The organism is Gluconobacter aidae, from assembly GCF_009547075.1.
Taxonomy (GTDB): Bacteria; Pseudomonadota; Alphaproteobacteria; order Acetobacterales; family Acetobacteraceae; genus Gluconobacter; species Gluconobacter aidae.
Map to the genome: position 1 here is coordinate 172,268 of NZ_WIPH01000001.1, position 26,291 is coordinate 198,558.

At 62.3% G+C, this 26,291-nt stretch carries 24 protein-coding genes and 1 tRNA gene; 18 read left to right on the forward strand and 7 right to left on the reverse strand.

Annotation, left to right across the window (positions count from 1 at the left end; all coding sequences use genetic code 11):
• Nucleotides 1-55: 55 nt before the first annotated feature.
• Nucleotides 56-2,185: an ATP-dependent DNA helicase RecG gene (gene recG / locus GFJ39_RS00835; protein ID WP_153429193.1), complete on the reverse strand. Its 2,130-nt coding sequence runs from the start codon at nucleotides 2,183-2,185 to the stop codon at nucleotides 56-58.
• A gap of 72 nt (nucleotides 2,186-2,257) precedes the next feature.
• On the opposite strand from recG, the gene mfd reads away from it, so the two are divergent.
• Nucleotides 2,258-5,779 carry a transcription-repair coupling factor gene (gene mfd, locus GFJ39_RS00840; RefSeq protein WP_153429194.1) on the forward strand — a complete coding sequence of 1,174 codons (3,522 nt, stop codon included), beginning with the start codon at nucleotides 2,258-2,260 and terminating at the stop codon, nucleotides 5,777-5,779.
• Here the strand turns inward: mfd and GFJ39_RS00845 are convergent.
• Nucleotides 5,768-6,631, reverse strand: coding sequence for a DUF2125 domain-containing protein (locus tag GFJ39_RS00845; RefSeq protein WP_153429132.1), 864 nt, complete (start codon nucleotides 6,629-6,631; stop codon nucleotides 5,768-5,770). The two genes, mfd and GFJ39_RS00845, sit on opposite strands and share 12 nt — an antisense overlap.
• A gap of 101 nt (nucleotides 6,632-6,732) precedes the next feature.
• On the opposite strand from GFJ39_RS00845, the gene GFJ39_RS00850 reads away from it, so the two are divergent.
• Nucleotides 6,733-7,554, forward strand: coding sequence for a DUF1217 domain-containing protein (locus tag GFJ39_RS00850; protein ID WP_325062760.1), 822 nt, complete (start codon nucleotides 6,733-6,735; stop codon nucleotides 7,552-7,554).
• Nucleotides 7,555-7,632: 78 nt separating this feature from the next.
• Entirely contained in the window at nucleotides 7,633-9,060 is a 1,428-nt protein-coding gene (locus GFJ39_RS00855; RefSeq protein ID WP_153429133.1) for a pyridoxal phosphate-dependent decarboxylase family protein, read from the forward strand.
• Here GFJ39_RS00855 and GFJ39_RS00860 read toward each other — a convergent pair.
• The 3 genes from GFJ39_RS00860 to GFJ39_RS00870 form a co-directional block, all read right to left on the reverse strand.
• Complete coding sequence (locus tag GFJ39_RS00860) at nucleotides 9,014-10,888, reverse strand: cobaltochelatase CobT-related protein (protein WP_153429134.1); 1,875 nt, start codon at nucleotides 10,886-10,888, stop codon at nucleotides 9,014-9,016. The two genes, GFJ39_RS00855 and GFJ39_RS00860, sit on opposite strands and share 47 nt — an antisense overlap.
• Nucleotides 10,889-10,892: 4 nt before the next feature.
• The gene (cobS, locus tag GFJ39_RS00865; RefSeq protein WP_153429135.1) at nucleotides 10,893-11,909 is read right to left on the reverse strand and encodes a cobaltochelatase subunit CobS; all 1,017 of its coding nucleotides are present in this window, start codon (nucleotides 11,907-11,909) and stop codon (nucleotides 10,893-10,895) included.
• 85 nt (nucleotides 11,910-11,994) lie between these two features.
• Complete coding sequence (locus GFJ39_RS00870; protein WP_153429136.1) at nucleotides 11,995-12,615, reverse strand: DnaJ domain-containing protein; 621 nt, start codon at nucleotides 12,613-12,615, stop codon at nucleotides 11,995-11,997.
• Nucleotides 12,616-12,684: 69 nt separating this feature from the next.
• Here GFJ39_RS00870 and GFJ39_RS00875 point away from each other — a divergent pair, with 69 nt between their 5' ends.
• Nucleotides 12,685-12,999 carry a BolA family protein gene (locus GFJ39_RS00875; RefSeq protein WP_153429137.1) on the forward strand — a complete coding sequence of 105 codons (315 nt, stop codon included), beginning with the start codon at nucleotides 12,685-12,687 and terminating at the stop codon, nucleotides 12,997-12,999.
• Nucleotides 12,996-13,589 carry a LolA family protein gene (locus tag GFJ39_RS00880; RefSeq protein ID WP_153429138.1) on the forward strand — a complete coding sequence of 198 codons (594 nt, stop codon included), beginning with the start codon at nucleotides 12,996-12,998 and terminating at the stop codon, nucleotides 13,587-13,589. Before GFJ39_RS00875 ends, GFJ39_RS00880 begins: the two co-directional genes overlap by 4 nt.
• Here the strand turns inward: GFJ39_RS00880 and lipB are convergent.
• The gene (gene lipB / locus GFJ39_RS00885; RefSeq protein WP_194285244.1) at nucleotides 13,570-14,271 is read right to left on the reverse strand and encodes a lipoyl(octanoyl) transferase LipB; all 702 of its coding nucleotides are present in this window, start codon (nucleotides 14,269-14,271) and stop codon (nucleotides 13,570-13,572) included. The genes GFJ39_RS00880 and lipB overlap by 20 nt on opposite strands.
• Before the next feature lie 59 nt (nucleotides 14,272-14,330).
• On the opposite strand from lipB, the gene GFJ39_RS00890 reads away from it, so the two are divergent.
• From GFJ39_RS00890 to GFJ39_RS00925, 8 genes are all read left to right on the forward strand, one after another.
• A tRNA-Leu gene (locus tag GFJ39_RS00890) sits at nucleotides 14,331-14,416 on the forward strand.
• 207 nt (nucleotides 14,417-14,623) lie between these two features.
• On the forward strand, nucleotides 14,624-15,508 hold the full coding sequence (gene galU, locus GFJ39_RS00895) for a UTP--glucose-1-phosphate uridylyltransferase GalU (protein ID WP_325062761.1): 885 nt from the start codon (nucleotides 14,624-14,626) through the stop codon (nucleotides 15,506-15,508).
• Between the two features lie 111 nt (nucleotides 15,509-15,619).
• Nucleotides 15,620-16,066: a hypothetical protein gene (locus tag GFJ39_RS00900; protein ID WP_407645844.1), complete on the forward strand. Its 447-nt coding sequence runs from the start codon at nucleotides 15,620-15,622 to the stop codon at nucleotides 16,064-16,066.
• Nucleotides 16,057-16,251 (forward strand): DUF3553 domain-containing protein, encoded by a 195-nt coding sequence (locus GFJ39_RS00905; RefSeq protein ID WP_153429197.1) that lies wholly within the window; start codon nucleotides 16,057-16,059, stop codon nucleotides 16,249-16,251. Before GFJ39_RS00900 ends, GFJ39_RS00905 begins: the two co-directional genes overlap by 10 nt.
• A complete protein-coding gene (locus tag GFJ39_RS00910) occupies nucleotides 16,248-17,018 on the forward strand; it encodes a ComF family protein (protein WP_325062762.1) in 771 nt (256 codons plus the stop codon). The genes GFJ39_RS00905 and GFJ39_RS00910 overlap by 4 nt, the downstream gene beginning before the upstream one ends.
• Before the next feature lie 7 nt (nucleotides 17,019-17,025).
• Nucleotides 17,026-17,283, forward strand: coding sequence for a glutaredoxin 3 (grxC, locus tag GFJ39_RS00915; RefSeq protein ID WP_153429140.1), 258 nt, complete (start codon nucleotides 17,026-17,028; stop codon nucleotides 17,281-17,283).
• Nucleotides 17,284-17,772 carry a DUF2147 domain-containing protein gene (locus tag GFJ39_RS00920; protein WP_153429141.1) on the forward strand — a complete coding sequence of 163 codons (489 nt, stop codon included), beginning with the start codon at nucleotides 17,284-17,286 and terminating at the stop codon, nucleotides 17,770-17,772.
• Between the two features lie 94 nt (nucleotides 17,773-17,866).
• Entirely contained in the window at nucleotides 17,867-19,138 is a 1,272-nt protein-coding gene (locus GFJ39_RS00925) for a lactonase family protein (RefSeq protein ID WP_153429142.1), read from the forward strand.
• A 63-nt stretch (nucleotides 19,139-19,201) separates the two neighbouring features.
• Here GFJ39_RS00925 and ubiG read toward each other — a convergent pair whose 3' ends face one another.
• On the reverse strand, nucleotides 19,202-19,957 hold the full coding sequence (gene ubiG, locus GFJ39_RS00930) for a bifunctional 2-polyprenyl-6-hydroxyphenol methylase/3-demethylubiquinol 3-O-methyltransferase UbiG (protein ID WP_153429143.1): 756 nt from the start codon (nucleotides 19,955-19,957) through the stop codon (nucleotides 19,202-19,204).
• Between the two features lie 174 nt (nucleotides 19,958-20,131).
• Here ubiG and GFJ39_RS00935 point away from each other — a divergent pair, with 174 nt between their 5' ends.
• The 5 genes from GFJ39_RS00935 to hisS all read left to right on the forward strand — a co-directional run bounded on the left by GFJ39_RS00935 (nucleotide 20,132) and on the right by hisS (nucleotide 26,289).
• The gene (locus GFJ39_RS00935; RefSeq protein WP_153429144.1) at nucleotides 20,132-21,457 is read left to right on the forward strand and encodes an aspartate kinase; all 1,326 of its coding nucleotides are present in this window, start codon (nucleotides 20,132-20,134) and stop codon (nucleotides 21,455-21,457) included.
• The gene (locus GFJ39_RS00940) at nucleotides 21,454-22,521 is read left to right on the forward strand and encodes an NAD(P)H-dependent flavin oxidoreductase (RefSeq protein WP_325062763.1); all 1,068 of its coding nucleotides are present in this window, start codon (nucleotides 21,454-21,456) and stop codon (nucleotides 22,519-22,521) included. Before GFJ39_RS00935 ends, GFJ39_RS00940 begins: the two co-directional genes overlap by 4 nt.
• 14 nt (nucleotides 22,522-22,535) lie before the next feature.
• The gene (locus GFJ39_RS00945; RefSeq protein ID WP_153429145.1) at nucleotides 22,536-23,804 is read left to right on the forward strand and encodes a helix-turn-helix domain-containing protein; all 1,269 of its coding nucleotides are present in this window, start codon (nucleotides 22,536-22,538) and stop codon (nucleotides 23,802-23,804) included.
• 92 nt (nucleotides 23,805-23,896) lie between these two features.
• Nucleotides 23,897-25,042, forward strand: coding sequence for a flavodoxin-dependent (E)-4-hydroxy-3-methylbut-2-enyl-diphosphate synthase (gene ispG, locus GFJ39_RS00950; protein ID WP_153429146.1), 1,146 nt, complete (start codon nucleotides 23,897-23,899; stop codon nucleotides 25,040-25,042).
• Nucleotides 25,042-26,289 (forward strand): histidine--tRNA ligase, encoded by a 1,248-nt coding sequence (hisS, locus tag GFJ39_RS00955; protein ID WP_153429147.1) that lies wholly within the window; start codon nucleotides 25,042-25,044, stop codon nucleotides 26,287-26,289. The genes ispG and hisS overlap by 1 nt, the downstream gene beginning before the upstream one ends.
• Nucleotides 26,290-26,291: the final 2 nt, after the last annotated feature.

Here is a 26,291-nt window from a genome sequence, read left to right on the forward strand (position 1 = left end):
AGTTGAATGCATTATTGATAAAGTGGCGACATTATATCCGCGCGAGCTTGTCTGTCTAACCGGAAATCAGAAGTCTGTCCGTATCATTCCGGTCAAATATTTCCAGTAGAAGTCTGAGTGCGTGGCCCCGGGGGGCATTCAGGCGTGGATTGCGAGCGATTTCACGCTCGCTGTCCTGCTGCATGGCGGTCAGCAGCAGACTGAGGCGCGCGCCCTGCGCCAGTCGGAAGCCGGGGAGGCCGGACTGCCGGTCTCCTGCGATGTCGCCGCCGCCGCGGATCCTGTAATCCTCGTCGGCGATCAGAAAGCCGTCATTGGTGTCGCGCAGCAGGCTGAGACGCCGGACAGCGGTGGGTGTGGCAGCACGGTCATGAAGCAGCAAACAGAAGGACTGTTTCGAGCCCCGCCCGACGCGCCCGCGAAGCTGGTGAAGCTGTGCCAGACCAAAGCGCTCGGCCTGTTCGATGACCATGACGGAAGCCGCGGGGATGTCCACGCCCACTTCGATGACGGTGGTAGCGACGAGAAGGCGCGTTTTGCCCAGGCGGAACGTGTCCAATGCCTCCTGACGGACGGTGATGTCCTGCTTGCCGTGGGCGAGGCCGACGATTCCTTCAAAGCGCTGTTCCAGCGAAGCCCAGCGCTCTTCCGCTGCGGCCGCGGCCTGTGTCTCGCTGTTTTCGATGAGGGGGCAGACCCAGAAGACCTGCACACCATCGCGCAGGGCACGGCTGATACCGGCGAGTACGCTGTCGAGCGAATCCATGCTGTGCAGGGTCGTGCGGATCGGCTGGCGTCCCGGCGGTTTCGAGTCCAGACGGCTGACGCTCATCTCGCCCCATTCCATGAGTTGGAGCGTGCGGGGAATGGGCGTGGCCGTCATGACGAGAATGTCGGTCGCCTCGCCCTTGGCGCTCAGGGTCATGCGCTGGCGGACGCCGAATCGGTGCTGCTCATCGATGACGGCGAGGCCGAGATCATGGAACGTCACGCCATCCTGAAACAGGGCATGGGTACCGACGACGATCTTTGCAGTCCCGTCCGCGATGGCCGCAAGTACCTTGCGCCGGGCTGCTCCTTTGATGGTTCCGCTCAGATAGACGCATTCCGTCGGGCAAAGGCGGGAGAGAGTCTCGAAATGCTGTCGGGCGAGGATTTCGGTGGGCGCCATGAGGGCAGCCTGCGCGCCGGATTCGACAGTCTGGAGCATGGCGTTCATGGCGACAAAGGTCTTACCCGCGCCGACATCGCCCTGAAGCAGACGCATCATGGGTGTTGACGCCGAAAGATCGGCAGCAATTTCCGCAATGGCGATGGTCTGCGCGTGGGTGGGTTTGTGGCCGAAGCGGCGCAGCATTTCGGCCTGGAGTTCGCCGGTGCCGGGGAAACTGCGTCCGTGTCTCTCACGGGCCTTGAGGCGGGCGAGACCGAAGCAGAGCTGATCGGCCAGCAGTTCATCGGCTGCAAGACGGGACAGGGCGCGGTTGCGGACAGGTTCCCAGGCGATTTCCGGTGGAATGATCTCGGGGGACTGCATCAGCCGCAGGGCCTGCGTGAAGGACGGCCATCTGCGCTGGGTGACGAGGGCGGGGTCCAGCCATTCCGGGAGATCGGGCAGAAGCGCCAGCGCGGCACGCATGGCCTTGCGGACCGTATAGGGAAACAGTCCGGCCGTCAGGGGCCAGACGGGTTCGAGCGAGGGAAAGCTGTCACGTTTGGCCCAGCTCACGACATGATCGGGCTGTGGCATCGTCAGTTCTCCCTGAAAGCTGCCGGTCTTGCCGGAGACGAGAAGTTCGGCACCCACGCTCGGGTTGGGCATGTTGCGCGTCTGGAAAAAGACCAGATCGAGCTTTCCGGTGTCATCTTCGGTACGGATGATGGAGGGTTGTCCGGGGCGCCCGGCCTTGCGCAGGGCCACGACCCGGACATGGGCCGTCAGGATTTCGCCGGGGGCGAGATTGTGTCCGTCCGCAACTGTGCGCAGAATGCGCCGGTCAACCACCCGTTCGGGCAGGGTGAACAGCAGGTCCAGCACGCGTCGCCCTCCCGCGATCTTTTCCAGCAGGCTGGCGTGCCGTGGACCGATTCCGGGCAGGCTCGTCAGCGGCGCGAAAAGCGGCGCGAGCACATGCTCTGATTCGGAACGGGCGGCGGCAGGGGGCGGGGACGGTTCGGACGGCATCGTGACAACGGGCGCTTCCCGTGCTCCTCGGGCTGACAGGCGATGGAACGGCAGGTATAGGGCATGAGCAGGATGGAACAAAACGAAACCATGACCCGTGAAATGTCCACAACGTCCTTCGGCAGGTCTTTCGGACCGACCGTCTGGGGCGTGCCGGATGGCAGTGTGGCCTTTCTTCTCCGTCAGCGCCTCGCCGAGCATGACGGACCTCTGCTGCATGTTGCGCGCGATGACGCCGCCGTGGCCGCGCTGGCCGACATGCTGGCCTGGCTCATGCCGGAAGTGGAGGTTCTGCGTCTGCCAGCCTGGGACTGCCTGCCTTACGACCGCGTTTCACCCAATCCGGTTCTGATTGCCGAACGGGCCGGGACGCTTTGCCGGCTGCTGGAGACCACAAAGGCACGCCGCATTGTTCTGACGACCGTGCACAGTCTGGTGCAGCGCGTGCCTCCGCGCTCGGCGTTCCGCGGGCAGTCCATCAGCGTGCAGACGGGGGAGAGCCTCGATCAGGCCATGCTGATCGAACTGCTGGTCGCCAATGGCTATACGCGCACCGATACGGTCATGGAAGCGGGCGAGTTCGCGACACGGGGCGGGATTTTCGACCTGTTCCCGGCTGGCGAAAGCGATCCGATCCGGCTGGATCTGTTCGGGGACGAGGTCGAGAACATCCGTGCGTTCGATGTCGGTACGCAGCGTTCCACCGAGACCTTGAAGTGCTTCGAGCTGCGCCCGGTGTCCGAGTTCTCTCTGGGGCCCGACAGTATCAGCCGCTTCCGCACCGGCTGGCGCGATTCGTTCGGTCCTGCCGCAACATCCGATACGATTTACGAGAATGTCTCTGACGGTCGACGGTATCCTGGGCTGGAGCATTATCTGCCGCTGTTCCATGACGGGGACGGGCACCAGATGGAGACGCTGCTGGATTATCTGCCGGGTGGTGCGGTCAGTTTTGACCAGCACGCACCGGAGATCCTGAAAGCGCGGCTGGATATGATCGCCGATCATTATCAGGCCCGCCGTGTCCCGACGCGCGAGGGCGAGATTCCATACCGTCCGCTGCCGCCGCACCGGCTGTATCTGGATGCTCACGGCTGGGAGTCGATGCTGGCGGATGTCCCGTCCGTCATTCTGAACGCATTCGCCATGCCGGATACAGCTCAGGGCGTGGACGCAGGCTATCGCCCCGGACCGCTGTTCGCGCGCGCCAAGGATGGCAGTCGGGCCGGGATGTTCGAAGCCTTCGGACAGCAGGTGAAAACCTGGGCCGAGGCAGGACGCAGGACCTATGTCACGGCCTGGAGCCGTGGCTCGCGGGAGCGGATTTCGCACCTTCTGGCCGAGCATGGTGTCACGGCGACGTCCTATGAGGACTGGCCGGCTGCGGCGGGAATGCCGAAGGGCACGACCGGTCTGCTGACGCTGGGTCTGGAGCGCGGGTTCGTTTCGGACCGTCTGTGTTTCGTCTCCGAGCAGGATCTTCTGGGTGAGCGGATCTCCCGACCGCCGCGCCGCCGCAAGCGTGGAGAGCAGTTCATCTCGCAGGTCGGCGAGATCGCGGAAGGGGATCTGGTCGTTCATTCCGATTACGGGATCGGGCGCTATGTCGGGCTTGAGACGGTCGTCGAAGGCCGGGTCGCGCATGACTATCTGTCGATCCTCTATGACGGAGAACAGCGACTTCTCCTGCCGGTCGAGAATATCGAACTTCTGAGCCGTTTCGGTTCCGAGCAGGCGGGTGTTCAGCTCGACAAGCTGGGCGGGACGGCGTGGCAGGCGCGCAAGGCCAAAATGAAGTCCCGCATCCGCGTGATGGCGGGTGAGCTGATCAAGACGGCCGCGGCCCGGGCCATGAAGGATGCGCCAATGCTCGCACCGGCCGAGGGGCTGTGGGACGAGTTTTGCGCACGCTTCCCGTTCGTGGAGACCGAAGACCAGTCCCGCGCGATTGCCGACGTTCTGGAAGACATGAGCGCCGGGCGCCCGATGGATCGACTGGTCTGCGGCGATGTTGGTTTCGGCAAGACGGAAGTCGCCCTGCGGGCGGCGTTCGTGGCAGCGCTTTCGGGCATGCAGGTCGCGGTCGTGGTGCCGACGACGCTGCTCGCCCGCCAGCATTTCCGAAGCTTCACGGCACGTTTCGAAGGCTTTCCGGTCAATGTGGTGCAGCTTTCGCGCCTTGTAACGCCCAAGGAGGCCACGAAGGTCCGCGAAGGCATGGCGAACGGTACGGTCGATATTGTTGTCGGCACTCATGCGCTGCTGGCCAAGAGTGTCGCGTTTGATCGCCTGGGTCTGCTGATTATCGACGAAGAACAGCATTTCGGCGTGGCGCACAAGGAGCGTCTGAAGGCACTGCGGGAGGATGTGCATGTCCTGACTTTGTCGGCCACACCGCTGCCCAGAACGCTTCAGCTTTCGCTGTCCGGCGTGCGGGAAATGAGCCTGATCGCAACCCCGCCGACAGACCGTCTGGCGGTGCGCACATTCATCACGCCGTTCGACAGCGTTATGATCCGTGAGGCGATCCAGCGTGAGCGGTTCCGTGGCGGTCAGGTCTTCTGTGTCGTACCACGTCTGGCGGATATGGACAGAATGGCCGAGCGTCTGGCGGAAATCGTGCCGGACGCCAGGACCGTACAGGCGCATGGCCGTCTGACGCCGACCGAACTCGAACGGGTCATGACGGAGTTCGCGGACGGGAAATACGACATCCTGCTCTCCACCAATATCGTGGAAAGCGGGCTGGACATGCCCAGCGTGAATACGATCATCATCCACCGCGCGGATATGTTCGGTCTGGGGCAGCTTTATCAGCTTCGCGGGCGCGTGGGGCGTGGCAAGCAGCGCGGTTATGCCTATCTGACCTGGCCGCAGACGCGCCCGCTCTCGGCATCATCGGAAAAGCGGCTTGAGGTCATGCAGACGCTGGACTCGCTCGGGGCCGGGTTCACGCTGGCGTCCCACGATCTGGATCTGCGTGGCGCGGGTAACCTGTTGGGGGATGAGCAGTCCGGGCATATCAAGGAAGTCGGGATCGAACTCTATCAGCAGATGCTGGAAGACGCCGTAATCGACATGCGTCGCGAGCGCGGCAAACGCCTGGAGGAAGAAGACAGCTGGACTCCGACCATCATTCTGGGCCTGCCGGTGCTGATCCCCGAAACCTATGTGCCGGATCTGCCGGTTCGTCTGGGGCTGTACCGGCGCATTGCATCGCTGACGAACGAGGCCGAAGTCGAAGCGATGCGGGCGGAACTGGTGGACCGTTTCGGGTCGCTCCCGCCTGAAGTGGGCAATCTGCTAGATGTGGTTCTGATCAAGCGTCTGTGCCGTGAGGCCGGGGTGGAGCGTCTGGAGACCGGGCCGAAGGGCATGGTGATCCAGTTCCGCCGCAACCGTTTCGGCAATCCGGCCGCATTGATCGACTGGGTCACGCGCAAGAAGGAATCGGGCGTGAAAATCCGCCCCGATCACAAGCTTGCGGTCATCCGCGAAATGACGAACGCGACCCGCATCGGTTATGCCAAGAAGGTCACGACGGTCCTGTGCAAGATGATCCGCAAGCTTGAGGCGTCGAAATCAGGGGACTGAGAACGGCAGCGGGATACGGTTGACGGTCACGACACCGCCGCTCAGTCCGACGTCCCACAGGGTCGCGTCCCCGCTCTGACGGCCCATCAGCCGGGCAATCGTGAGCGCGGCCACGACTTTCTTGGGGGCTGTGTCACGGATCTGGCCGATCAGGGTATCAACATTGGTCACGCCGATATGCAGGTCCGCAGCCGACGTGGATGCCGTGGCGCCGGGCTCGATGGTGCCCCTGCCGTCGACGGCGCTGCTGCCCGTAACGGCATGCAGGGCATTGATCGTGATCTGCTGGCGGGCAGTGTCGAGGCCCTGAACCGTCAGGTCTGCCGAAAGCTGCGTGGGCATGAGCGGCTGCTTGGTGTCGTGGATGCCGCTACCCTCAACCTTAAGACGCAGGTCCGGCGTTGTCTGGACCGCCTGGATCGACGCCTTGCGGATCGTCATGTCGTGACCGGGGCGGGCCAGCGTGACGTCTGTCCATGTGGCCTGCGGGGTGCCGCCGCGGATGTCGCTGCTGTTGATTGTCAGACCCTGGTCCTTGCAGGCGGGACTGATGCCGCCGCGAAAGGCGCTGAGCGCGGCATAGGCGGCGACGGCGTTAAAACGCTCCAGGGTGGCGTTTTCAACGTGACCGGACGGATCGGACAGGCTCACGCCGCGGATGTCGAGCGTGATGTCGGTGCCGGTCAGGGTCGCGTGCATGATTTTTGCCTTCAGACCATGCGGGGCGGTTTTCGTACCGGAAACTTCATACGTGAAGCAGGATTCCGGCAGACCGGACAGGGTGGAGGCGCTGGCCATGACCGGCATCAGAAGCGCGGCAGTGGCGGCGAGCAGGGACAGGCGAGTGGACATGAGGGGGTTCCGGACTGTGGAGAAGGACAAGAGACGTTAAGACTGTATTAGGGAATGGGGAGATAGAGTGACGGACCTACTCCTTTTTCGGAGAAACGTGCGTGTCTTCCTCCATTTCCGCCATGCCCGCCATTCCGCAGTATGTCTCCATCATCAAGGATGAAGAGTCTTCGGCGAACAGGTGGGAAAAAACAAGCGTCTCTGCCCAGCAGGCCGTCACGGCCTTCCAGAAGGATGCCGCGTCGATCAAGACGCCGGAGCAGCTTCTGAAAAACTACAAGGCCCTCACGGTGGTGCTCGGGGCCTATGGAATGTCTTCTGTCATCGGTCAGACGGCGGTCATCAAGGATCTCATGACGCAGGATCCGACCTCGTCCAAATCCCTGGCCCAGACCAGCGGAAATTCGGCCTGGAAGGCGTTTGCAAATGCCTTTTCCAACTGGTCGACCTCGCCTCTGGCATCTTCCGCTACCGTGCAGAGCATCACGCAGAGTTACCTGACCAACAGTTACGAAGACAGCCTGCAGACAGAGACGCCGGGTCTGGGGGATGCGCTGTATTTCACCCGGACGGCCACGACAGACATGACGCTCGCCAATGTGATGTCAGACCCGAAGCTTCTGAAGGTGGCTGAGGTTGTCTCCGGTTTTGATACGACGCAGTTTGGCGCGCTGGATTATGACCAGCAGGTCCGTCTGCTTGGATCGAAGCTGGATTTGTCCAAACTCAGCACGAAGCAGGGAATCCAGCAGTTCGCGCAGCAATATCTTGCCCTGCTGCAGATCCATCCCGTTACGAGCACGACGCCGGCAAGCATGCTGACCCTCTATGGCGGGAGCGGCTCCGGTACGAGCATTCTGTCCCTCTTTACCGGCAATTCGAGCAGCGACAGTAGTGCGTCACTGTATTCCGCCCTGTTCTGAGCCTCTTTCCTGACGTGACATCAACCGGGAGGGCCTGTATCGCAGACACCTGACGGATTTCAGGTGAAGGGATAATTCATGGCCGGACTGGACCCCACCGACTGGCGCAATATTCGCGACATCGGACACCGGATGCTGGACGAGGTCTTTGACCGCATGGAGCATGTGGGAGAGGGGCCCGTCTGGAGACCCATGCCCTCTTCTGCCCGGCAGGCCCTGAAGGAGGGACTCCCGGAAAAGGGACATTCCCTCGACGATCTGTACGGGCGTTATCTTGATCTGGTCGTGCCTTATGGTGTGGGGAATACCCATCCCGGTTTTATGGGATGGGTGCATGGCGCGGGAACGCCGGTCGGGATGCTGGCGGAAATGCTGGCTGGTGGCCTGAATGCCAATTGTGGCGGGCGCGATCATGCGCCGGTTGAGGTCGAGCGTGAGGTTATTCGCTGGGCCCTGCAGATGGTCGGCCTGCCGCAGGATGGCTCGGGCTGTCTGGTAACGGGCTCGTCCATGGCCAACTTCATCAGCGTGATTACGGCAAGCCGGGCGCAGGATCCGTCCATCCGGAAGGAAGGCATCGGTGGTCGCAGGCTTGTGGGTTATGCCGCGACGACCGCTCATGGTTGTCTGCCGCGGGCGTTTGATCTGGCGGGGCTGGGAAGCGAGGCGCTGCGTCGTGTTCCCGTGCTGGCGGATCATCGCATGGATGTCAGCGCCTTGCGGAACATGATCGTAAAGGACAGGAAGGCCGGTTTCGTGCCGTTCATGGTTGCGAGCACGGCCGGAACCGTCGACTGCGGGGCGATTGACGATCTGGTGGCGATCGAGGCGGTCACCCGTGAGGCCGGGCTCTGGTTCCATGTGGATGCGGCATTCGGGGCGCTGGCCTGTCTTTCAGCGCGGTTTCAGCCGCAGCTTGCGGGGATCGGGAAAGCAGACAGTCTGGCTTTTGATTTCCATAAATGGGCGCAGGTTCCCTATGACGCGGGCTGCGTGCTGGTGCGCGACAGTCGCAAACATGCGGCGGCTTTTGCGCAGTCCCTGGATTACCTCGTGCGTGAAGAGCGCGGGCTTGCGGCCGGGGCACCCTGGTTCTGTGACTTCGGGCCGGATCTGTCACGCGGTTTCCGGGCGCTCAAGGTCTGGATGACGCTGGGCCATTACGGGGCCGGGCGCATGGGAGAAATGGTCGAGACATGCTGTGACGTGGCCGCAGATCTGGCCAGGCGTGTGGAGCGGACGGACGGGCTGGTCCTGCTGGCGCCGGTGACGCTGAATATCGTCTGCTTCGGGATCGACGGACTTGAAGATGCCGAAGTCTCGGAACTGGTGCAGGACCTGCATGAAAGCGGGATCGCCGCGCCGTCCACAACCAGAATCAATGGCCGGCTGGCGGTGCGGGCGGCGATCGTCAATCACCGGACCACGACCGTTCATACCGACCGGATGCTGGACGCTGTTATTGCGCTGCGCGACGAGCGCCTGAAGGCGCGAACAGGGCGCTGAGTTGGGCCATCATGGTTCCGCCGAGGTCTTCGGCGGAACTGATGGTGACGCTGTTGCGGTAATAGCGCGTGACGTCATGGCCGATACCGATAGCCAGAAGTTCCGTCCCGCGATCCGCCTCGATCCGGGCGATCACCTTGCGCAGATGGTCTTCCAGATAGTTGTGCGGATTGGCGGAGAACGTGCTGTCATCGACCGGCGCGCCATCGGAAATCACCATCAGGATATGGCGGTGTTCCGGGCGGCGGCGCAGCCGTTTCCAGGCCCAGAGCAGGGCTTCGCCGTCGATGTTTTCCTTTAATAATCCGTCACGCAGCATCAGGCCCAGATTGCGCCGGGCGCGCCGCAGGGGTGTGTCCGCATCCTTGTAGATGATGTGGCGCAGATCGTTCAGGCGTCCCGGCTGGGGCGTGCGCCCGTTTTTGAGCCAGCGCTCACGGCTCTGGCCACCTTTCCACTGGCGGGTCGTGAATCCGAGAACTTCGACCTTCACGCCGCAGCGTTCGAGCGTGCGGGCCAGAATGTCGCCGCAGATGGCGGCCGTGCCGATCGGTCGACCCCGCATGGAACCTGAATTGTCGATCAGAAGGGTGACGACCGTGTCGCGGAACTTCGTCTCGCATTCATGCTTGCACGATAGCGGAAGGGTCGGATTGGTCACGACCCGCGACAGGCGCCCGGCGTCGAGAATGCCTTCCTCCTGCTCGAACTCCCAGCGGCGCTGCTGCTGCGCCATGAGGCGGCGTTGCAGCCGGTGCGCAAGGCGTGAGACCAGGCCATGGAGCTGGGACATCTGCTGGTCGAGTTTCTGGCGCAGGCGGTCCAGTTCGTCAGGGTCGCACAGATCGGACGCGTTCACTTCCTCATCGAAATCGGTGGTGTACGCCTTGTAGGTATTGGGGGCTTCGGAAGGTCCGGTGTCGGCCTGCTGGTCTGACGGTCCGGCAGCTTCTTCGGTGCCGTCTTCCGACATCTCGGCGGATTCCGTGGCCTCGCTTTCGCCGGAAAGGCCGGTCTCTCCGCTCTCGGGCTGGTAGCCGTTTTCTTCCTCTTCGGTGGCGGCAGGAGCCTGCTGGTCCTGACCTTCTGTCTCAGGCGCGTCGCTGTCCGTTGTTTCCTCTTCGTCGGATGGCAGATCAGACGGTGCCATCTGCTCTTCGTCCTCATCGGGGACAGTGGTGAGCTTGCAGGCGCCGAGGAAGCGGGTTGTGGCGCGGGCGAAGGCCGTCTGGTCGCTCTGGGTGCGGGCCATGTCGGCAAGCGCGGCTTTTGCGGCGGGCGTCAGGGACGCGCGCCATTCGTCCAGAGCCGCGCCGGCCTGAACAGGCATGGGTTGGCCGCTCATGGCTTCTCGGGCAAGGAGATCCAGCGCGACGGGAGCCGGCATGTCCTCGCGCGTTTTCATCCGGTTGCAGCCCAGTTCGGCGCAATGCTGGGCGACGCGCTGTTCCAGATTGGCGCGTACGCCTGCCATGTGGCGTGAGCCGTAGACTTCGCAACGGGCCTGTTCCAGCGCATCGAACGCCTGGCGGGCTACGGGTTCAGCCGGTGCGCCTGTCTCTTTCTGGGCATGATGCCGCATTCGCAGGGCAGCGGAATCGGCGGCCCCCCGGATCTTGCGGATTTCCCAGTCGTGCATATGGCGCGACAGATAGGGCAGTTCCACATTGCCGGCAGCGGTGGCGTTCTGACGGCTTTCGTTGACGGCACCCTGAAAATCCACGCCCTGTTCCGGCGCTCCGCCCATGGCGCGCAGGGTGGCGATGGTGGCCTGACGGAAGCGTTCCTGCCGCTCTTCGTCGGTGAGGGAAGTCTTGGGAGCAGACAAGGGATCAGGCCAGCGGTGAGGCGTTGAAGCAGCGCTGGTAGTATTCAGCCACGATTCCGCGCTCGGCCTCATCGCATTTGTTGAGGAAGGTGAGGCGGAAGGAGAATGCCACGTCGTTGAAGATGCGGTTGTTCTCAGCCCAGGCGATGACGGCGCGCGGGGACATGACCGTGGAGATGTCTCCGGCCATGAAGCCGGAGCGCGTGAGGTTCGCCAGGGCGACCATGCGCTCGACCAGCGTCGTGGCGTCCTTGTCCTTTGCGGGGATTTTCAGCTTGGACGTGACGATGCCGACTTCCTGCTCCAGCGGCAGATAGTTCAGGGTTGCGACAATGTTCCAGCGGTCCATCTGACCCTGATTGATCTGCTGGGTGCCGTGATACAGACCGGTCGTGTCACCCAGACCCACCGTGTTGGCGGTGGCGAACAGGCGGAAAGCGGGGTTCGGACGGATGACGCGGTTCTGGTCCAGAAGGGTCAGGTGTCCTTCGGCTTCCAGCACGCGCTGGATGACGAACATCACATCCGGGCGGCCGGCGTCATATTCGTCGAAGATCAGGGCGCAGGGATGCTGGAGGCACCAGGGCAGCAGGCCTTCACGGAATTCCGTGATCTGCTTGCCGTCCTTGAGCACGATCGCGTCCTTGCCGATCAGGTCGATCCGCGACACATGGCTGTCGAGATTGATCCGGACGCAGGGCCAGTTCAGGCGCGCGGCGATCTGCTCGATATGGGAGGACTTTCCGGTACCGTGGAAGCCCTGGACCATGACGCGCCTGTTGAAGGCAAACCCTGCCAGAATGGCGCGTGTGGTGTCCTCGTCGAATTTGTAGGACGGGTCGATGTCGGGGACATGTTCCGTGCGCACGGAATAGGCCGGGACCTGCATGTCCGTGCGGATGCCGAAGACTTCTGCCGAGGAGACCATGAGATCGGGCGCGCCGAGAACGCTGGTCGGGACCGCAGCATTTTCAGCGGTGGTCACGGCTTCCGGGGTATCGATCGTCGCGAAATCACTCATGGGACTTTTGGGCTTTCTCTGGCTCTTGGATCAGGACGTTCTGGAGAAGATGGAGCCTCGGCGTCCTGTGTTCCAGTCTAAAAATTCAGGAAACGAAATCACCCTGCCGCGTGAAATGGCCTTTCAGCACGGCATAGGCGGAACCGATGGCCTTGAAACGCTCTTCGGATTTCGCATCGCCGATATTCGCGTCAGGGTGATGCTGGCGGGCGAGGGTGCGATAACGGGTTTTCACGTCATCGAAAGAGACGGGCCAGGTCAGATCCAGTGTCGCAAGCGGCTGGCGCAGGGGCTCGGGGATTCCGCTGGCCTGGGCGGACGCGCGCTGTCGGGCCGCATCTTTCGCCCGCTCGGCCCGGCTGTGACGGGTCGTGCCGAGAATGTCGAGCGGGTCGAGGATGTCGTCCTCGTTGAACTCGGCCTTGTTGGCCGTGCCGGTGCCGAGCTTCCAGGATGGGCGCTGCCATGAGACGTCTGCCCGCAGATGCGCTTCGATCTGGCCCGGCGTCATACCGCGATAGAAGTCCCAGCGGGAATTGTACTCGCGGACATGCTCAAGGCAGAACCAGAAATACGAGCGCAGGGCATCACGTCCACGCGGCGCACGGTAGCCCGCAGGTTCGTTGCAGCCCGGATGGTCGCAGACCTGTTCCGGCGCGTCAGGATCGGGATCGAAGGCCCGGTGTCTGGTGGATTTGCGCTGCATGGTGTCTGATATGGGCAATCACAGCCGCACGATGCAAGCGGCCATTCCTCCAGCCGGACGATTTTCATCATGTCTGAAACAGCTTCACGCTCTTCCGCGCCACACTCCACCCGACGGGAACGGATCGAGGCGATCCTTCGACGGGAACTGTCGCCCACGACACTCGAGATCCAGGATGACAGCGCCCGTCATGCCCATCATGCCGGGGCGAAGGCTCTTGGGGGTGGAGGGGAGACGCATTTCAATGTGGCCATCACGAGCGCGCGGTTTGATGGGCTGAACCGGGTGGCGCGCCATCGGCTGGTCAATGCTCTGCTGGCCGAGGAGTTCAGTTCCGGGCTGCATGCGCTGTCTTTGGTCGTGCATGGAGAGAAAAACCCATGAAACGTGCTCTGCTGGCCCTCCTTCTGCTGTCAGGCTGCGCGACGGGTGGCTATGGCCACCTGCCTGTGGCCGAGCAGAACGACGTGCATCGTATCGAGGCCTATCTGAACGGTCTTCAGGGATTGCAGGCCGCCTTCCTGCAACATGGACCGGATGCCGGGGAGAGTGCGGGACGTTTTTCCTATATTCCGGGGCATCTGAGGCTGGATTATGTGGCGCCGCATCCGATGGAACTCGTCGCGGGTGACGGGCACCTCGTGCTCGACGACCGGGCAACGGGCGCAGTGACGCATCTGTCGCTTCGGCACAATCCGCTCGGTCTGCTGCTGAAATATCCGATCCGGTTTGATGGTGACGTTCAGGTTACGGATGTGCGGCATGGGGACGGATCGCTGCAGATTTCGGTCGCGCAGGCGGATAATCCGTCGCAGGGGTTGCTGACGATCCAGTTTTCGGATGTGAACGGTCAGCTCGGTTTGATCGGGTTGCAGGGTGTGGACGCCCGACAGCATCATTTCGGTGTGGAGCTTTCCGCTGTGCGGCAGGGCGTGGCAATCACTCCGTCCGTCTTCACGCCGCCCGCGGGATAGAACCGAACCGTCCCGGCCATGCGGCGGCAAGAGCGTTATCAAGATCCGCCATCGTCAGGCTGCTGTCGAATCGCTGGAGACTGGTGACGCCGAACTCGCGGATGCCGCAGGGCACGATTCCATCGAAATCGGTCAGATCGGGACTGACATTGATCGAAACGCCATGCCAGCTGACCCAGCGGCTGACGCGGATGCCCAGAGCCCCGATCTTGGCTTCCAGACCTGTGAGAGGATCGATCGTCCAGACGCCGATCCGGCCTTCGCGGGTAAAGGCCGTGACGCCGAGCCGGGCGAGGGCGTCGGTCATCCAGCCTTCCAGTCCCGCGACAAAAGCGCGCAGGTCGCGGGGCGGGACGGTGCCGTTGGGCTTCGTCAGATCCATCATGACATAACCGAGCCTCTGTCCCGGCCCGTGATAGGTCCACTGGCCGCCGCGTCCGGCGGAATAGGTCGGATAACCGTGAGGATTATAGAGGTCCGCGTCTTTGGCGGAGGTGCCTGCCGTAAAGACGGGAGGATGCTCCACAAGCCAGACCAGCGGTTCTGCTATGCCCTGATGAATGGCCCGCGCACGCTCCTCCATGAAGGTCAGGGCTTCGGGGTAGGGGATCAGTCCCGGAGAAGATTTCCACAAAATTTCTTCACAAATCTCATTTCGGGTCATTGCCCTCGTTTTCGGCATCAGCTATAGCCCCTCCCACACCGGACGGTCATGCACGAAGCAGGATCGTTTGTCACGGGGCGGCCGTGGCGGAATGGTAGACGCGCAAGCTTGAGGTGCTTGTGGGGGCAACCCCGTGGAAGTTCGAGTCTTCTCGGCCGCACCACTGACATTCAGATGTCGGTGTATTCAGTAAAAATCAGACATCACAAATAAACCCCACTGGGGAATGAAGCGTTTCCTGTCAGTTCTCTGGTCTGCGCCATTTTGTTGCCAGACTACTGAGACAGGGGTATTGCTCTTGCGTCCTTGAGAGCGTCCGGACTTTCGGTTCGACGATCGGGCGTCATTTTCGGCTGATGTGTGAGGTTTCGTGATCAAGCCACTGAAAAAAGCTGTCCTTCCGGTTGCCGGTCTCGGTACGCGCTTCCTGCCCGCGACCAAGGCCATGCCGAAGGAAATGCTTCCTGTCGTCGATAAGCCGCTGATTCAGTACGCGATCGATGAAGCCCGCGAGGCCGGGATCGAAGAGTTCTGTCTGGTGACCGGCCGCGGCAAAGACAGTCTGATCGATTATTTCGACATTGCCTATGAACTCGAAGCAACGCTCAGGGAACGTGGCAAGAAGAGTGCGCTTGAAGCACTTGCGCCCAGTGGGATGCAGGCGGGCTCTCTCGTCGCCGTGCGCCAGCAGGAGCCGTTGGGCCTGGGGCACGCGATCTGGTGTGCGCGTTCGTTTATCGGGGACGATCCGTTTGCCATCCTGCTCCCGGACGATATCGTCAAGGGACGCAGTTGCATCGGCCAGCTGGTTGAGGCTTACAATCAGACCGGCGGCAATGTCGTGGCAGTCACGGAAGTTCCGCGCGAGCATACGAACCGTTACGGCATCCTGGATGTCGGCAGTGACGATGGCAAGCTGGTCGAGGTCAAGGGACTGGTCGAGAAGCCGGCCCCGGAAGACGCGCCTTCGAACCTGTCCATCATCGGTCGCTATGTGCTGACACAGGATGTCATGAAATATCTGGCGAAGCTGGAACGCGGTGCGGGCAATGAAGTCCAACTGACGGATGCAATGGCCAAGACGATCGGTGAAGTCCCGTTCCATGGTCTCCGCTATGAAGGTACGCGTTATGACTGCGGTGACAAGGCGGGCTTCCTCGAAGCGCAGATCGCGTTCTCGATCGATCGCGAGGATCTTGGCGCGTCCGTGAAGGCGTTCCTCAAAAAGTACAAGCAGTATGTTGATGCGCCCTGATGCTCTTGCGGCATGAAGTCGATCCGACGGGCCTGAGGGAATACGATATCCGCGGGATCGTCGGAAAGAGGCTGCATTCCGCCGGCACGGATCGGGTATGGGTCGACGTCCATGCTCTATTTCGCTGCCGTGTTGGATGACGCTGATGGTGCTGTCATGGTCACGGGAATCCATAATCCGCCCGACCACAACGGCTTCAAGCTGATGATGGGCGGCAAGCCGTTTTACGGCGACCAGATTCGCGAACTGGGTCGTCTGCCCGCATCCGGCGACGTTCTTCCTGCGACGAACGGGACTGAGGTCAGGGCCGAGATATTGACCGGCTTATGCAGGATTACGATGGAAACCGGCCGCTGCGGGGCGTCCGGGACAACGGTAATTCCGCAGCCGGTGCCGTGCTCAGCCGTCTGGTCGCACGTCTTCGAAAAGCGGATGCGAATGTGTCTGGAATCGACGGTGTCCGCGTCAGTACGCCTGGTGGGTGGTGGCTGCTTTGGGTCTCCAGCACGCAGGTCGTCCAGCTTGCGGCTTTCGGTCTTGAAGCATCGCTGTCCGTGACCGGGCCCTTTCAGTCGTTTCTTGAGCCAGGACAGATCGTCCAGCATCCCGATCACCCCGAATGGGGCTGGGGCCAGGTCCAGTCGGCCGTGGGAGAGCGGGTGACCGTCAATTTTCAGCATCAGGGCAAGGTCCTGATCGACGCATCCCAAATCACGCTCAAACTGCTACCGCGCACAGGGTGAAACGGCTTCTGACCCGCAGCGCGCGCGTTGTTCTGGATACGCTTCTGCCTCCCACCTGTGCCGCCTGCGGAACAGAAGTCATGACGGAGGGCGCGTTCTGCGGCACCTGTTTTCAGGCCGCTCACCGGATTGTTTCTCCCTGTTGTCACCGATGCGGTGTTCAGCTGGAAAACGAGGGCCTTGGCGGCAGTCAGAGTTGCTGTGCGGCCTGTCAGGCCCATCCGCCGGTCTGGCGTTCGGCGCGGGCGGCTTTCGTTTACGATGCCTGGTCGCGGCGCCTGATCCTGCCGTTGAAATATGCCGATCATACTGAAAATGCCGCCGTTCTGGCCCGTCAGATGACATCGGCTGCCGAGGACATGTTGCAGAACGTCACGCTTGTCGTCCCCGTTCCGCTGTATCGCACCCGTCTGTGGAAACGGCGTTACAATCAGGCGGCTCTGATGGCTCAGGGCGTTTCACGGCTTGCGGGCCTGCCCTGTGTGGTGGATGCTCTTCAGCGTGTCCGCTCCACGCGCGCGCTGGCCCGTCTGTCTGCCGGGGAACGCGCACGTGAAATGGAATACGCGGTCCGGGTGAGAAAAGGACGCGGGAGACGGATAGAGGGGCAGGCCGTCCTGCTGGTGGATGACGTGCTGACGACAGGCTCCACGGCATCGGCCTGTACGATGGCCCTGATGAAGGCTGGCGCGGCGAGCGTGGATATTTTGGTTGCAGCCCGGACCGGGAGAGTGGATGAACAGAACCCGCGCTTTGTCCAGGAATGAGGATCCTATGTCGAAAATCGAGATTTATACCCAGCCTGGATGTCCTTACTGCGTGCATGCCATCAGCCTGCTTCGCTCCAAGGGGGTAGAGTTTCAGGAAATCAACGCCCCCCGCGGATCGGCAGAGCGCGAGGAGTCCATCCGTCGATCCGGCAGTCGGACCGTGCCGCAGACATTTGTGGACGGCAAGAGGTTGGGAGGCTGTGATGATCTGATGGCGCTTGATCGTGCGGGGCGTCTTGATGCCCTGCTGGGTAAGGCCTGAATGCGGGGAGCAGGCTTTTTCGCGGCTGTCCTGCTGGCGCTGTCATCACTTTGCTGTGTCCCGGCACGGGCCCAGACCTCTGGTCCAACAGGCGCGGCTCCCCCGGATATTCCCGAAGAGGGGTTATGGCTGTCCGAGGCGCATGACGGCCTGTTTTCCATCGAGCCCTGCGGCCATATGCTCTGCGGACAGCTGATTGGCATGGTTTATGACGGGGTTGTTCCAAAGGATGTCTGGGGGCGGTCGCAGTGCGGAATCCGTATGCTGACAGATTTTGCCCCAATCGAGGATCGCAAGTGGCAGGGTCATATTCTTGATCCGCGGACCGGACGGGTCTATCAGGCGCGGATATGGGTGTCCGAGCCCAATGTCCTGAAACTGCGCGGATTCGTTCTGGGAATGCCTCTTCTGGGGGAAACCCAGACCTGGACCCGTTATGCCGGCCCCCCCGTAGGGCCGCAATGCAAACTGCCGAAGGACGCCCACTGAACTGCTGGCCGGGAAACCGGTGCCGGGGTCGGGAATGCGTCTTTTTCTGGTCGCAGGCGTTACCCTGTCATATTGAAAGGAATGCAGATCCATCATGTCCCACCCTGTTTCCCGCCGTAGTTTTGCGGTCGGATTGGTTGCCGGCGTTGCTGCGGCCGGTACCGGTGTTGCTGGTGCCGCTGACCCTGAAAAGACGGGTCCTACGCCGCCTCCGCCGCCCAAGCCCGTTTCCAGAACGATCTGCTTTGTCGGCGGATATACGAAACATGGGCCGCCGGGAGGTGGAAGTGGGAACGGGCAGGGGATTTCCGTTTTCGATATGGATCGCGATACGGGTGTTCTGACGCCGATCACGACCTTCACGGACATTGCCAGCCCGTCTTTCCTTGCGATTTCGAAGAACCAGCGCTTCCTGTACGCGCTGAGCGAGATCGACGATTTCAACAAGGAGGGTGACGGCTCCGTCACGGCTTTTGCCATCGATCCAAAAACGGGGTCGCTGAGCAAACTGAACGTTGTCAGTTCGAAAGGTGCCGTTCCGGCCCATCTGAGCATCCACCATTCGGGACGCTACGTGCTGGTCGCCAACTATATGGGGGGCTGCGTTGCCGTTCTGCCGATCCGCTCGGATGGATCGCTGGGGGAGGCATCGGACGTTGTTCACAACACGGGACCGCGCCAGCCGGAGCGGGCGTCGGACAATCCGCAGGGCAATTTCGCCGTATCCGACCATTCGGGCTCGCACCCGCACATGATCCACTCCGATCCGAGCGGCAAGTTCGTGCTGGTGGATGATGCGGGCCTGGACCGCGTCTATGTCTGGACGCTGAACATCGACACCGGCAAGCTGATCCCTGCCAAGACGCCCTATTACGATATGGAACCGGGCTCGGCGCCGCGTCACTTCCAGTTCAATCATTCCGGCCGCATCCTGTACAATCTGTGCGAGCAGGATTCGAAGGTTGTCGTTTCCAATTTCGACCCGGCAACGGGCGCGATCAGCGACATCCAGACCGTCAGCACCGTCACGTCGCATTTCCGGGGCTCGACGTTGGCTGCGGAAATCCTGATCTCGGCCAGCGGCAAGTTCGTTTATGTCTCCAACCGTCTGGGTGATTCTCTGGCCGTATTCGCGATTGGCGCGGACGGGACCCTGACGCTTCAGGATGAGGTCTGGATGCATGCGGATTACGGCCGTGCGCTGATGTTCGATCCGTCCGGCGCGTTCCTGTTCTGCGCCAACCAGCGTTCGGATGCCGTGACCTCTTTCAAAGTGGATAAGAAGACGGGCGAAATTGCGTTTACGAACAATTTCACTCCCGTTGGCAGCCCGACGACCTTTGCGTTCATGAACACGCAGGTCTGATCGGGCGCTAATCCGAAAAGGGCGGTTGCAGCGAAGTAATGTGCTGCAACCGCCCTTTTTTGTTCAGTCCTTGCGGAAAATCGCGATGTAATTGATGCCGGTATCGCGGCTTTCGCGCCACTGGAACGGGACATAGCTCATCCCTGCGATGTCCAGAATGCGCAGTCCTGCACGGCGGGCCATGGCGGCGAGTTCGTCGGGCTTGATGAACTTCTTCCAGTCGTGCGTGCCTACGGGCAACATCCGCAGCAGATATTCCGCGCCCAGCTTGGCGACGGCAAAGGAACGCGGAGTCCGGTTGAGGGTGGATACTGCGACCATGCCCCCCGGTTTCGTCAGCGTGGCCAGCATGATCAGGAAATCCTGCGGGTCATTGACGTGCTCGATGACTTCCAGGGCGTTGACGACATCAAAGCGCGCGCCTTCCGCAACGAGATCTTCCGCGCTGCCATTGCGATAGGACAGGGACGCTGCCTCTGGTGGCAGGGGGTGGGCGGCCAGATGGGCTTCTGCCGCGCGGATGCCCGCCGCACTGGCATCGATTCCGAGTGTGTTGAAGCCGAGTTTGGCATAGGCCTCGCTGGCCAGGCCGGCGCCGCAGCCGATATCGAGCAGGCTCAGAGGACCGGTGGCTGCCTTGCGCAGGGGGACGACATGACGGCTGACCCATTCGGTGCGGAGCGGGTTCATGGCGTGCAGCGGGGCCATGGGGCCACGCGGATTCCACCAGTCTTCCGCCAGCGCGCTGAAATGGGCGATCTCGGATTCCGATACGGACGAGCGTCTGGAATCCTGTCCCGGGGATGTTTCTGTGGGCATCAGAATTCTCCTTCTGTGTGCCTGTCTGCCGCGCGTCATCTGGACGTGGCGGAGCGAGACGAGTATGTGGACCGGCAGAGTCTGTCCAGGTGCCGGGTGGTTTGCATGTCTTTGCCCTACCCGATGCCAGACCCGAGCGCGCAACGCCAGACACGTACTGGAGCCTTATCCGCGATGTCCATGCCCGATACGCCCGTCCACGACCAGGTTTCCGGTCGTGCCGATCCCCATGCTGCCATCAAGGGCGAAAGCGGGAAACGGAAGACGGTTGTCATGAAATTCGGCGGCACGTCCGTCGGGAATATCGAGCGCATCCGGAACGTTGCAAAACGCGTGAAAGCGGAACATGACCGTGGCCGCCGTGTGGCCGTCGTGGTCTCCGCCATGGCCGGTGTCACGAACCGGATGGTCGGCTACTGTGCCGAACTGGACCCGCTGGCCGATCCGAAGGAATATGATGCTGTTGTCGCAGCGGGTGAGCAGGTGACGAGCGGGCTTGTGTCCATCGCGCTTCAGGCGCTTGGTGTGAAGGCGCGGTCGTTTCAGGGCTGGCAGATCCCGCTTGTGACGGACGACGCACATGGCAAGGCCGCCATTGAAAGCGTGGACGGCACGGCGCTGCTGGCCTGTCTGGACGACGGGTTCATTCCCGTGGTCGCCGGTTTTCAGGGCGTGGGGCCGGACGGGCGGATCGCGACGCTGGGACGTGGCGGATCGGATACGTCCGCCGTGGCCGTCGCTGCTGCCATCAATGCCGACCAGTGTGATATTTATACCGATGTGGACGGGATCTACACGACCGATCCGCGCATCGTGAAACGCGCCAAGAAGCTGGATCGCATCACATATGAAGAGATGCTTGAACTGGCTTCGGTAGGCGCCAAGGTACTTCAGACCCGCAGTGTCGGTCTTGCCATGCGCGAGGGCGTCCGGGTGCGGGTGCTCTCATCATTCGCCGAGACGGATGATGAGAGCGGTTCGATTGTGGTTGATGAGGACGAGATCATGGAGAAGGAACTGGTTGCGGGGATTGCCAACTCGCATGACGAAGCGAAAATCTCCGTACGGAACATTCCGGACCGTCCGGGCATTGCCGCCGCGATTTTCGATCCGCTGGCCGCCGCGAACATCAATGTCGACATGATCGTCCAGAGCGTCGGTGTGGACAACATGACGAACATGACCTTCACGGTCAGCAAGGCTGACGAGGCCGCCGCCCGCGCCGTGCTGGAGAAGGCCCGGGAATACGTCCAGTATGGCGAACTGATCACGTCCCATAACGTGGTGAAGATCAGCGTCGTGGGCATCGGCATGCGCTCGAATGCCGGTCTGGCCGCGCGGATGTTCCGCACGCTGGCCGATCGCGGGATCAACGTGCAGGTTATTTCCACGAGCGAGATCAAGATCTCGGTCCTGATCGATTCCGAATATACCGAACTGGCCATGCGCGCTCTGCACACGGCATATGGCCTTGATGCCAGAGAGGGAGCCGACGCGTGAGCGAAACCCTGAGCGAGATTCCGAGCGAGACCCTGGACGCCCGTGCGACGCTGGACCGGCTGTGGAAGCCGGGCTGTGACTTTCTGGGAAGCGAAGTCGCGATCCTGGGCGGGGCCATGTCCTGGGTCAGCGAGCGGCATCTGGTTTCCGCGATTTCCAATGCCGGAGGCTTCGGTGTCATCGCCTGCGGTGCGATGTCGCCCGAGCGGCTGGAAGAGGAAATCGTCGCGACACAGGCGCTGACGAAGCGCCCGTTCGGCGTGAACCTGATTACCATGCATCCCGAACTGGATCGGCTGGTGGATGTCTGTCTGGCGCATGATGTTTCGCATATCGTGCTGGCAGGCGGTGTGCCGAACAGCGCCACGATCCGCAAGGTGCGCGATGGCGGGGCGAGGGCGATCGGTTTTGCACCGGCACTGGCTCTGGGCAAGCGTCTGGTGCGTATGGGCATTGAGGCTCTCGTGATTGAGGGTTCGGAAGCCGGCGGCCATGTCGGCCCGGTTTCGCTGACGGTGCTGGCGCAGGAAATCCTGCCGCATATCCGTGATGTCCCCGTGTTCGTTGCCGGCGGGCTTGGGCGTGGCGATGCGATCCTGTCCTATCTGGAACAGGGGGCGGCGGGTGCGCAGCTTGGAACGCTGTTTGCGGCGTCCGAAGAGAGTATCGCGCATGAGAACTTCAAGAAGGCCTTTCTTCGCGCCAATGCCCGTGACGCGGTGACGACCGTGCAGCTCGATGAGCTTTTCCCGGTCATCCCGGTACGTGGTCTTTCGAACGAAGGGGGCCGGAACTTCGCGCGGCTTCAGGGCGAGGCGCTCCGGAAGTTCCAGAGCGGCGAACTGACCAAGGAAGAAGCCCAGCTTTCGATCGAGCATTACTGGGCCGGTGCGCTGCGCCGCGCCGTCATCGAAGGCGACGTGGAGACCGGTTCGGTCATGGCAGGTCAGTCTGTCGGCATGGTCAAGGAAGTCCGTCCTGTCGCCGAAATCATCGCGATGCTGGTTGAGCAGGCCGTGGATGCCATCAGGCAGCGCGAAACCCGCATCCACGCACCAAGCTAACGGATTGTCCGATCATGTCCCCAGCGTCCTCGAACCGCCCGTTTTCGCAACCGTCCGACCAGCCAAGTGTCGGAACGGTGCTGCGTGCGCGTCGCGAGGAGCTGGGCTGGCGGCTTGAAGATGTCGCGGAGTGGCTGCGAATCCGCCCGAAACTGCTGGAAGCGCTTGAGACAGACGATCTGTCGAAGCTGCCTGGCGTGGCTTACGCGGTAGGATTTCTCCGCACCTATGCCCACGCCATGCAGCTTGATGCGGATGCGCTGGTCGAGCGATTCCGTCGTGACACGCGCGGGGCCGTAACCCGCAAACCGGAACTGGTCTTTCCGCAGCCTGAGGGGGACCGAGGTCTGCCGATCGGCGTGCTCGTCGGGGCGGGGCTTGTGGTCGTGGTCGCGGCTTACGTGGGCTGGTACCGCTTTACGGAACATGACAACCTGGCCCAGAGGCAGGTCCCGGCTGTGGCGGAACTGATGCCGGGTGCGGCCACCCCTGCCATGACCTCTCCGCAGGTCGCATCCGTGATGCCCGGACGCGCTCCGACGCCGGAGCCTCATACTCCTGTCACAGTGTCTTCTGCTCCCACGACGCCTGCACCGGCAGCCGCACCGATGCAAAATGCTGCTCCGGATGTCCCCGAAGCGTCTTCAGTTGCACAATCCACGCCCCCGACTGCCGCGCCATCTGTGGCTTCGTCGGCTTCGGATGACGATTCAGAGACGCCTCCGGTAGCCGAAGCCCCGCCTTCGCAGCAGACTGGAGCGATCGGCCAGCCTGCCACGGATCTGCCGCCGGCTGTGCCCGAGGGAGCTGTTGTGCTCCGGGCGCTGGCTCCCGTCTGGACGCAGGTCAGGGACCGGGACGGGCATGTTCTCATGTCGCGTGTGATGCAGCCGGGTGAAAGCTGGCAGGGCGATCCCGCCGGCGCTCCGTTCCGGATGTCGTTCGGCAATGCCGGTGGTATCGTCCTGACCACGGCCGGAGCAACCAGTGCGCCGCTGGGGAAGGAAGGACAGGTCAGGCGCAATGTCGAGGTGACGGCCGATGCCATCCGCTCGGGAGCGTTCGGATCGGGGATCGCGTTGCCGGTGCAGCCCAGAGCGCCGGTTCCCGTACCGGAAGCAGCCGCTGCGCAGCCGGCCGTCGCGCCTGTGCCCGCGCCCCCCGGAGCACCGCCTGTTTCCGTTCCCCGGAAGGCACCGGCAGCACCTGAAGTCTCGGCCGATGACCTCAATGCCCGGCAGCTTGAACATCAGCCGCTGGAACAATCGTCGCCATCGCATTAAACCCTTATATCCATCAGGGGGACTCAGTGTCCCCTGAATACAGCCCCTTGGGTCAGAGCTCCCGGTCCTTTCCGGGCACGAAGAGGTAAATCATGAGCAGCTACCGTCCCTATCAGCACATCGAGCGTCGCAAGTCGCGCCAGATCCATGTCGGCAAGGTTGCGGTCGGTGGTGATGCCCCGATCTCCGTGCAGACCATGACCAACACTCTGACATCCGATGCGCAGGCCACGATCGACCAGATCCGCCTGGCCGAGCTGGCGGGTGTGGACATCGTGCGCGTGTCCTGCCCGGATGAGGCCAGCACGGCTGCGCTGGCGGAGATCGTGCATGAAGTGAACGTCCCCATCGTCGCGGACATCCACTTCCACTACAAGCGCGCCATCGAAGCCGCCAAGGCCGGTGCGGCCTGCCTGCGAATCAATCCGGGCAATATCGGCAGCGCCGAGCGCGTGCGTGAAGTCGTCAACGCCGCCAAGGATTATGGCTGCTCCATCCGTATCGGCGTGAATGCCGGTTCGCTCGAAAAGCATCTGCTTGAGAAGTACGGTGAGCCTAACCCGGAAGCCCTGGTCGAGAGCGCTCTGGAACACGCGAAGATCCTTGAGGATCACGACTTCCACGAGTTCAAGATCAGCGTGAAGGCGTCTGACGTGTTTATGGCGGTCGCGGCCTATCAGCAGCTCGCGGACTGCTGTGACCATCCGCTGCATATCGGTATCACCGAGGCAGGCTCCAAGCGCGCGGGCACCGTGAAGTCCTCCATCGGTCTGGGCAATCTGCTCTGGGCCGGTGTGGGTGATACGATGCGCGTGTCGCTTTCCGCCGCTCCGGAAGAGGAAGTTCTGGTCGGCTGGGATATCCTGAAGTCCCTCGGCCTGCGTCATCGCGGCGTGAAGATCATTTCCTGCCCGTCCTGCGCCCGTCAGGGCTTCAATGTCGTCGAAACGGTGCAGACGCTGGAAGACCGCCTCCAGCACATCAAGACGCCACTGACGCTGTCCATCATCGGCTGCGTGGTGAATGGCCCGGGTGAGGCTCTGATGACCGATATCGGCGTGACCGGCGGTGGCAATGGCCGTCACATGGTTTATGCCGCAGGCCGTCAGGATCACACGATGCCGGCTGGCGACATGATCGAGCATATCGTGGAACTGGTGGAGAAAAAGGTCTCTGACATCGAAGCCAGCAAGGAAGAAGGCACGACAGCCAAGCAGATGGACCCGGCGGCGCACTGATGTCCGGACTTCAACCGCCTCGCGGGACCCACGACCTCATCGGCGAGACCATGCGCCGTCATCAGCATGTCGTGGAGACGGCGCGCCGGGTTCTGCGGACCTATGGTTTCGAGGAGTGGAGCACGCCCATCTTCGAGGACACGCGCGTCTTTTCGCGCACGCTCGGCGAGACGTCCGATGTCGTGTCCAAGGAGATGTACACGTTCGAGGATCGCGGCGGTGAGAGCATCACCCTGCGTCCCGAGGGCACGGCGGCGATCTGCCGCGCGCTCGTCACGAACGGCCTGACGCAGTCCCTGCCGCAGAAGGTATTCTATCACGGGCCGATGTTCCGTTATGAGCGTCCGCAGAAAGGACGCTACCGCCAGTTCCACCAGATCGGCGCGGAACTGATCGGCGCGGAAAGTCCGTTGCGGGATGCCGAGACGATCGCCATGGCGCAGGACATCCTGCGCGAACTGGGTCTGGGCGATCATGTCACGCTGGAACTCAATACACTTGGCGATCTGGCCAGCCGTCAGGCCTGGCGGGAGGCGCTGGTGGCGTATTTCCGCGATCATGCGGATGCGCTGTCCGAAGAGAGCCGTATCCGGCTCGAAGCCAATCCGCTGCGAATTCTGGACAGCAAGTCCGAGCAGGACCGCAAACTGCTCGACGATGCTCCGGCATTTGCGGATTATCTGAACGACGACTCCCGGCAGTTCTGGGACGGATTGCGATCCAGCCTTCAGGCGTTTGGCGTGGATTTCGTGGAAAATCCGCGCATCGTTCGTGGCCTTGATTACTACAGCCACACGGCGTTCGAGTTCGTGACCTCGAAGCTTGGCGCGCAGGGCACGGTGCTGGCCGGTGGTCGGTACGAAGGGCTTGTGGAGCAGATGGGCGGTCCGGCCATCCCGGCGATCGGCTGGGCTGGCGGGATCGAGCGTCTGGCGATGCTGCTGGATAGTGTTCCTGAGCTTCCGGCCGGAATTGCGCTGGTGCCGATGGGAGATGAAGCCGTTCTCAAGGCCGCATCCATTGCGCGCGCTCTACGCTCTGCGGGTCTGCGGGCCGAGATCGAGACCCGTGGCAACATGAAGAAGCGGATGGAGCGCGTGGTGAAGTCCGGCGCATCCCATGCAATCGTTCTGGGCGATGAGGAAATCGCCAAAGACGTCGTGCAGCTTCGGGACCTCTCCAGCCGCGAGCAGCAGGAAGTGCCGGTTGTGGATCTGGCGCGGGTTCTGAGCGCAGGACGCGCCTGAAC

Excerpts from the sequence above, each read along its gene's own strand:
- recG (WP_153429193.1), bottom strand. The coding sequence starts at position 2,185 with ATGCCGTCCGAACCGTCCCCGCCCCCTGCCGCCGCCCGTTCCGAATCA.
- mfd (WP_153429194.1), top strand. The coding sequence starts at position 2,258 with ATGGAACAAAACGAAACCATGACCCGTGAAATGTCCACAACGTCCTTC.
- GFJ39_RS00845 (WP_153429132.1), bottom strand. The coding sequence starts at position 6,631 with ATGTCCACTCGCCTGTCCCTGCTCGCCGCCACTGCCGCGCTTCTGATG.
- GFJ39_RS00855 (WP_153429133.1), top strand. The coding sequence starts at position 7,633 with ATGGCCGGACTGGACCCCACCGACTGGCGCAATATTCGCGACATCGGA.
- cobS (WP_153429135.1), bottom strand. The coding sequence starts at position 11,909 with ATGAGTGATTTCGCGACGATCGATACCCCGGAAGCCGTGACCACCGCT.
- GFJ39_RS00870 (WP_153429136.1), bottom strand. The coding sequence starts at position 12,615 with ATGCAGCGCAAATCCACCAGACACCGGGCCTTCGATCCCGATCCTGAC.
- GFJ39_RS00875 (WP_153429137.1), top strand. The coding sequence starts at position 12,685 with ATGTCTGAAACAGCTTCACGCTCTTCCGCGCCACACTCCACCCGACGG.
- GFJ39_RS00880 (WP_153429138.1), top strand. The coding sequence starts at position 12,996 with ATGAAACGTGCTCTGCTGGCCCTCCTTCTGCTGTCAGGCTGCGCGACG.
- lipB (WP_194285244.1), bottom strand. The coding sequence starts at position 14,271 with ATGCCGAAAACGAGGGCAATGACCCGAAATGAGATTTGTGAAGAAATT.
- GFJ39_RS00900 (WP_407645844.1), top strand. The coding sequence starts at position 15,620 with ATGCTCTATTTCGCTGCCGTGTTGGATGACGCTGATGGTGCTGTCATG.
- grxC (WP_153429140.1), top strand. The coding sequence starts at position 17,026 with ATGTCGAAAATCGAGATTTATACCCAGCCTGGATGTCCTTACTGCGTG.
- GFJ39_RS00920 (WP_153429141.1), top strand. The coding sequence starts at position 17,284 with ATGCGGGGAGCAGGCTTTTTCGCGGCTGTCCTGCTGGCGCTGTCATCA.
- GFJ39_RS00925 (WP_153429142.1), top strand. The coding sequence starts at position 17,867 with ATGTCCCACCCTGTTTCCCGCCGTAGTTTTGCGGTCGGATTGGTTGCC.
- ubiG (WP_153429143.1), bottom strand. The coding sequence starts at position 19,957 with ATGCCCACAGAAACATCCCCGGGACAGGATTCCAGACGCTCGTCCGTA.
- GFJ39_RS00935 (WP_153429144.1), top strand. The coding sequence starts at position 20,132 with ATGTCCATGCCCGATACGCCCGTCCACGACCAGGTTTCCGGTCGTGCC.
- GFJ39_RS00945 (WP_153429145.1), top strand. The coding sequence starts at position 22,536 with ATGTCCCCAGCGTCCTCGAACCGCCCGTTTTCGCAACCGTCCGACCAG.
- ispG (WP_153429146.1), top strand. The coding sequence starts at position 23,897 with ATGAGCAGCTACCGTCCCTATCAGCACATCGAGCGTCGCAAGTCGCGC.
- hisS (WP_153429147.1), top strand. The coding sequence starts at position 25,042 with ATGTCCGGACTTCAACCGCCTCGCGGGACCCACGACCTCATCGGCGAG.